The sequence below is a fragment of the Pseudotamlana haliotis genome, from assembly GCF_008806375.1.
Lineage (GTDB): Bacteria > Bacteroidota > Bacteroidia > Flavobacteriales > Flavobacteriaceae > Pseudotamlana > Pseudotamlana haliotis.
Window position 1 is genome coordinate 1 of sequence record NZ_WAAT01000006.1, and the last position, 5,998, is coordinate 5,998.

Annotated in this window: 9 protein-coding genes and 1 pseudogene; 5 read left to right on the forward strand and 5 right to left on the reverse strand. The window is 31.6% G+C overall.

The window, feature by feature from the left end:
• Positions 1-152, reverse strand: a 152-nt coding sequence (locus F6U93_RS14985; protein WP_150936184.1) for a transposase, incomplete at its 3' end; no start/stop codon positions are given.
• Between the two features lie 83 nt (positions 153-235).
• On the opposite strand from F6U93_RS14985, the gene F6U93_RS01500 reads away from it, so the two are divergent.
• Complete coding sequence (locus tag F6U93_RS01500; RefSeq protein ID WP_150936169.1) at positions 236-634, forward strand: transposase; 399 nt, start codon at positions 236-238, stop codon at positions 632-634.
• An 87-nt stretch (positions 635-721) separates the two neighbouring features.
• Here the strand turns inward: F6U93_RS01500 and F6U93_RS01505 are convergent, their stop codons facing one another.
• Together F6U93_RS01505 and F6U93_RS01510 are read right to left on the reverse strand one after the other, a co-directional pair.
• Positions 722-1,369, reverse strand: coding sequence for a PliI family lysozyme inhibitor of I-type lysozyme (locus F6U93_RS01505; protein WP_150936171.1), 648 nt, complete (start codon positions 1,367-1,369; stop codon positions 722-724).
• Positions 1,370-1,709: 340 nt separating this feature from the next.
• Positions 1,710-1,964, reverse strand: a complete 255-nt coding sequence (locus F6U93_RS01510; protein WP_150936173.1) for a hypothetical protein — start codon at positions 1,962-1,964, stop codon at positions 1,710-1,712.
• Positions 1,965-2,652: 688 nt separating this feature from the next.
• Between F6U93_RS01510 and F6U93_RS15015 the strand changes: the two are divergent.
• The 4 genes and pseudogenes from F6U93_RS15015 to F6U93_RS01530 all read left to right on the forward strand — a co-directional run.
• A pseudogene (locus tag F6U93_RS15015) lies at positions 2,653-3,048 on the forward strand (IS110 family transposase); the annotation flags it as partial.
• Positions 3,049-3,066: 18 nt separating this feature from the next.
• Positions 3,067-3,255, forward strand: coding sequence for a hypothetical protein (locus F6U93_RS01520; protein ID WP_150936175.1), 189 nt, complete (start codon positions 3,067-3,069; stop codon positions 3,253-3,255).
• Between the two features lie 304 nt (positions 3,256-3,559).
• Positions 3,560-4,150, forward strand: coding sequence for a hypothetical protein (locus tag F6U93_RS01525; RefSeq protein WP_150936177.1), 591 nt, complete (start codon positions 3,560-3,562; stop codon positions 4,148-4,150).
• 241 nt (positions 4,151-4,391) lie between these two features.
• Positions 4,392-4,745, forward strand: coding sequence for a hypothetical protein (locus F6U93_RS01530; protein ID WP_150936179.1), 354 nt, complete (start codon positions 4,392-4,394; stop codon positions 4,743-4,745).
• Between the two features lie 65 nt (positions 4,746-4,810).
• Here the strand turns inward: F6U93_RS01530 and F6U93_RS01535 are convergent, their stop codons facing one another.
• Both F6U93_RS01535 and F6U93_RS01540 read right to left on the reverse strand, forming a co-directional pair.
• On the reverse strand, positions 4,811-5,329 hold the full coding sequence (locus F6U93_RS01535; RefSeq protein ID WP_150936181.1) for a RidA family protein: 519 nt from the start codon (positions 5,327-5,329) through the stop codon (positions 4,811-4,813).
• Positions 5,330-5,443: 114 nt separating this feature from the next.
• Positions 5,444-5,998 (reverse strand): IS3 family transposase (locus tag F6U93_RS01540; protein WP_150936182.1); only part of this gene is annotated, 555 nt, incomplete at its 5' end.

Consider the following 5,998-nt stretch of genomic DNA (forward strand, 5'->3'; position numbering starts at 1 on the left):
TGCTTAATATAAAATAGTACCAAATTTATTAGGTAGTCCATACCGCCATACTTCTTGCGCCAGTAATAGAACGTGCTTTTATCTATTCCTAATTCTCTCGATAGATCACCTACAGATCTGCCTTGTTCGTTTTCCTTGAGAGCTTTAATTATCTAACTCTCGCTAAATTTGCTGTTTTTCATTGTGACAGTTTGAATTTAAAGTTAATAAATTCGAATTTATAACTGTCCTATTTTTGGGGAAGCCTACAAAATCAGCACAAGAAAAGAAATTTACAGTCACTTATTATCGCGAGGAATACGAGCGAAACATAGCTCGAGTAGACAGTAATCAAGGGCGTTATATGAAAGGAAAACGGCAAAGCACCGTAGAACCCGTATTTGGTACTCTTACACATTTTATGGGCTTTAACAAGGTTAATACTATTGGTATAAAACAAGCCAATAAATGCATGCAACTCTCCGCTATTGCTTACAACTTTAAAAAATATATGAAGTTTATTGAAAAACGCACAAAAAGTGCTGCAAGAGTACTTGCCCTTTATTTTAGCCTGAAAAACACCCTTTATAAAGCTATTAATACACTTTTAAGAGCTTGTAAAATTAAGTGTATAAAAATAAAAACCGCCTTTTAAAACGGTTTTTTATTATAGTAACGCTATTTATTATAGACTTGTGCAACGGTTACCGGTGTTGGCAATAGTTTTTTTCAATAACTATTATTAATATTCACTGATTTTATTAATTACAAATAATCTAGACGCTTCACCATCTTTTAGTTTATATTCTATTTGGCGAGTACCACCGGTTGGGTTATTATTAGTATCTCCATCCTTGTAAATAGGAAACCTTCTTACTAAAGTAGTTTCTATAATTGCAAATTCATCATGTCCCATATATCCAATGCCTGCCTCTTTATTTTCAGATATTTCAGGAAAGTAAATTTGACTTAAAGACTTTCCATTATTTGCAGAATAACCAATAACATCACCATAGCCGCCGCTTCCCGCAGATATTGTATAAATCAATATTTCAGGAAACCCATCAGAATTTAAATCTTCAATTTCAGCATTAATAACTTCACCATCTATTTCAAGTACAATTTCCTGATTATCTAGTTCCAAACCCTTGGGTTGAATTGAAAGCTGTTGAATAGATCCTTCTCCAGTAGTTTTTATATCAAATGTTATGTCTTGCAGGGACAAGGTTTTTTGAAATCCAATTTTTTGATCCTCAGCACCAGGCTTTTCCGTGCTTAAAACAGCATTATTTTCAATTGGTTCTGAATTCTGTTTTCCCTTTTCGTTTTTACAGGCGATTATAGTTGATGCTACAACTAGGCCTATTAAGACTTTTTTTAAGTGTTTCATTTTTATTGTTTTTTAATTATTATCAACGTGTTTGTATATGGTTTGTTGTGTGGTTAAGCGACTAAGTTAGCAAACAAATCACAGATAGAAAATTCCAGCGGAAATTTCGTAAGTTGGCAGAGACCTAGCAATTAATTATACCAGGGGTTGGCATTTCGTTGTTTTTATTCAGACTTTTAATTATTCCGTTTAATTGTGATTTCCGATTTTCTTGCGTTAGAGTAAATTCGGTTAGCGATTTATTCCGAAAAATTTTTAAAATCCGATTGAGTGAGCAATTCCGCTAGTTGCTAAATTCCGCATTCAGTTCGTGTTTAGGTATACTTGTATAAGTTCCGACTTATTTTTTATGTCTTTCTTCAGGTTTTCTTGTTATTACAAAATATAAAACATATAGCCAGCTAAAAATTCCGTGCAAAAACGCTAATAGAACAGATTTGTTCCTTTCCCAAGAAACTACCACAGCTAAAACACTTCCTAATCCAATTCCACTACTAATTGCAGTATTCCTGATTCCGTTGTCTCCTGAGTTTTGACTGAAACATTCTAAAGAGAATATTAACATAAAAATCAAAGTCAATTTTATTTTATTCATATTTTAAAGTTTTGAGTGCGTTCTGGCAATGAATGCCAACGTGTTTGTGTATTGAAAGTTACGTTATTTCAGCATTAAATTTAGTAAATAAAACTCAAACCAAAAAGGATTTCGACTATTTTTGTAAGTAGGCGAGATGTAGTAATTTTTAATACATGGTGTTATCAGTAGTTTTATTTGTTTCTTAATCGAATTTTCAAAAGTTTATCCTTCTTTTCTTTTAATTCTATTTTCATTTTTTTTGGCGCTCAGGTTTTCCACAAGTAATGAAAAATCTCTTTATCATTAAATCCTTTTTTCGTCGAAATTTATCTAATTTTTCATTTAAATTTTCGGATATTTTATAACTTCTTTCACCAAGTTTTTTTTTTATCTTCTGATTTGTTCTTTAAAATTCGTTTTTTTTCAGTGAACTAAAAGACTTTCTACGTTTTGCTGAGGTATTACTGCCAACGTTAATGTGTATCTTAAGTTAGCTTTATCAAATATAAGTTATAAATTAAGTATCAAAACAGAAAGAATAAAAAGAGAGGATTAAGGTTATTTTGTGTATTGAGACTGCGATTTCGTTTTTCATGACAAGCCCCTCTCTTTTCTACACAGATTTCGAACAGTTCTATGAGGCTATTAGACCTCGGTTTTAAGTCCTTGAAACTCGCGTAGGTTGTACTTTCAAAAATCATTTCTTATGAATAAATATGTTAACTATTTTGGAATCGATATTAGTCATCTAGTATTCGATGTAACGGATTCATATGGCAATCATTATCAATTTAAGAATAACACTTCTGGCTTCAGTAAGTTTATTAAATTTTTAGATGTTGATAGTCATTGTGTGATGGAAGCAACTGGTCATTATCACTATCAGTTAGCCTATTATTTATTAGGGTCAGGCTTCAAAGTATCTGTAGAAAATCCATTAACAGTAAAGCGTTTTATATAAATGAAATTGTCTAAAATTAAAACAGACAAAAGTGATTCTAAACTTATTTATGAGTATGCTAGAAACGTTGAAATGAAACAATGGCCAGGAAATTCTAAGGTTCAAACGGAGTGCCTACAAATGACCAGACTCCTTCCTGTGTAAACCAAACAGAGTACTATGTTGAAAAATAAAATACATGGAGAGTCTGTTTTAAGGGAAGCTTACACGTTAAGAATATATTGTTCTGGTGGTAATTTTGATTTTCGTGATAGAGAATTTTTTGATATTATGGAGGAATTCCCACAAGCAAAATATGAAAGATATTTAGAGTTAAATAGCCTATTAGAAAAAAACCTTGGACTCTAATACAAAATTGAGCAGAACAGAATGGAATGAATACTGTAAACTATCTTGATTTGCATAACCATACTATTCCCCAAGAATGCCAAACGAGACTAAACGATTTAGGACCTGGTTACAGCAATCAATCTATATCAGATGGTAATGTGCCATGTGCATTATGGATTATTATAGTGTAGAAATAACCAATTGCCCAAATTTTAATAATGATGGTAATCCTGACAGTGAAACTGAAATTTATCAAGCCTTTCGATAAAAATTTACAGATTTGACAAGTGGTGAAAAGGAAGATTTTTAGTTTAGTTGTGATATGCCAGTTAACACCGATAATACAGCAGATATAAACTGGAAATTTATTCCTTTTTCAGCAAATGATGCTGATTTGTTTACAGCAAATAACCCACTAACAGCAATATTCTTAATCGAAGCTGGAGCAAGTAGATTTCTAACTAAACTATCCGCTGATGAGGGTGCAATTATGGTTTCTGATTACACGAGTAATGATTGGACAATATCTACAATACAAACTCCTGATACTGAAACACAACCTTTTTCTGGTAATCGACAATGGGGCTGGTTGATTAATCAAAATGGTAATCTTGAACTTTTTACAAGAGCAGTGGATGTAGCAATAATTTCAGATTTAATCTTGATTTATAGGTCAAACCCATTTTCAGATATTGACGAAGAATGTCAACAAAACGACTACTATAATGTGGCAGAGGCGACTTGGAAAAATATGCAACAGGAAATTTCCGAATGGATAAATGATGACGAGATAAGCAATGGAGGTCAAGCTTCTATAAACCCTCCAAAAGCTTTACGTGTTAAAAAACAAACCATTATAGAAATACTAACCAGCACTGAATCTATCAATCAGATTCTTTCTAATTGTAATTAACAGAATACCTCATATATAGATGAAAAAAAATAATAAAATTTGGTTTATAGTTCTATTACCTACAATAATATTTGCTATTTCACCAGTGCTTTCAAGCATAGTTACATCTATTGATATAGGAATTCTATACTATCCTATCTCGTTTGGTTTGATTATTGGTATAGTAAATTGAAAGACTTTCAAACATTTCCCATTCCTAATGGTTCTATTTAGCCTCATGGTTTCGATAATTACGTTTTTAATGGCGTATTACAGTATGGCGGCTTTTGGATATATCAGAGAGTTTTTATTAATTAACAATAATATTATAATGAGTGATGATAATGCAAGGGAATTGGCTTTTATTATTTCTCCATTTGTCATAGCGCCAATATTAGTATTTCTTGCTTATAAATTAGTTTTTAACTATCCTAAATCAAAAATTACACTTTTAATTGTTTTATTCTCTATTTTGTTATTGGTTTTGCAAAGCTGCTATTTCTTTTTCATTGCAAAACCTATTGATGATGCAAATTTGTTTTTAAACCTCTACACCATATGGCAAGTTATAATGGCATTGGCATTACAACTAATTTTTAAATCAAACAAAAGTTAAAATACTGCCTACCACAATGGCTATAACTAGCAATCAATTATACACGGTGTTGTGCGTTCGTACTTTTATTCCGATTTATGTACTTCAAGTTCGATTTCAACCATAAATTCAGGTAATGCTAATCCTTTTACTTCAAGCCAAGAACCAGTCGGGAATCCGTTTTTATAAACTTCAGCTCGATATGCTGATTTTTCAAGCATTTGTGCCATATCGGTTGTGAAAATATCTTCTTTTACAACATCGTCAAATGTGCAACCAAAGTGTTTTAATATTTTTTCTAAATCAGCATAGCAGTTTTTAATCTGCTGTTCTATATCGCCAACTGCAGTTGGATTTCCTTCATCGTCCATACTTACAGCTCCAGAAATTTTAATGTCATTTCCAATTTTTACTGCGTGTGAGTATCCATATGCTTTTTCCACTTCTGGTCGAAGTAAAAAATACTCAGGTTTTTCGGATTCAACTATTACTTCTTTTTCCACTTCTTTCGTTTCTTTCTTTTGTTTTTGTTCACAACTTTGGAATCCAAATGCCAAAGCAATAAGTGTTGTGAGTAAAGTCAGTCGGTTTATTGTTTTTTTCATAATTATGATTTATTTAGTAATTGTTTTAGTCGGTTTTATATTGCCATCTTGAATACGGAATTTTGTTTTTCGGTATGTCTCGTCCTGAAATATGGCTACAGGTTAAAATAGAAATTAAGCTGATAATTTATATACCATATTAGGTGTTTTGAAATTTAAAGATAAGTGAAATCTTATTTCGTTGTATAAATTAATTGCATTTTTTATAGCCCGCTTTGCGTGCGCGACGTTATCAAAGGTTTGGTCTAGATAAAACTCGTCTTTTAAGATGCCGTTTACACGTTCAGCCATTGCATTTTCGTAACAATGATTTTCTTCTGCCATACTAATGTTAATTTTGTTTCTTTTTAATATCTGTGTGTATACATTGCTGCAATATTGTATGCCTCTGTCTGAGTGATGTATAAGTTTTGTAATGTCTTTAGCTTGATAGATGGCTTTATTAAATGCTCTTACGCAGCCTTTTAGTTCCAAGCTATCACTAAGGTCATAACCTAGTATTTTTCTGGAATACATATCTGTTATTAATGCCAAATAACAAAATCCTTTTATGGTTCTGATGTAAGTGATATCACTAACCCAAACCTGATTTGGTTTAGTTATTTCCATATTTTTAATAAGGTTATTATACTTATAAAATCGATGATATGAGCTTGTTGTCCTTGTAGG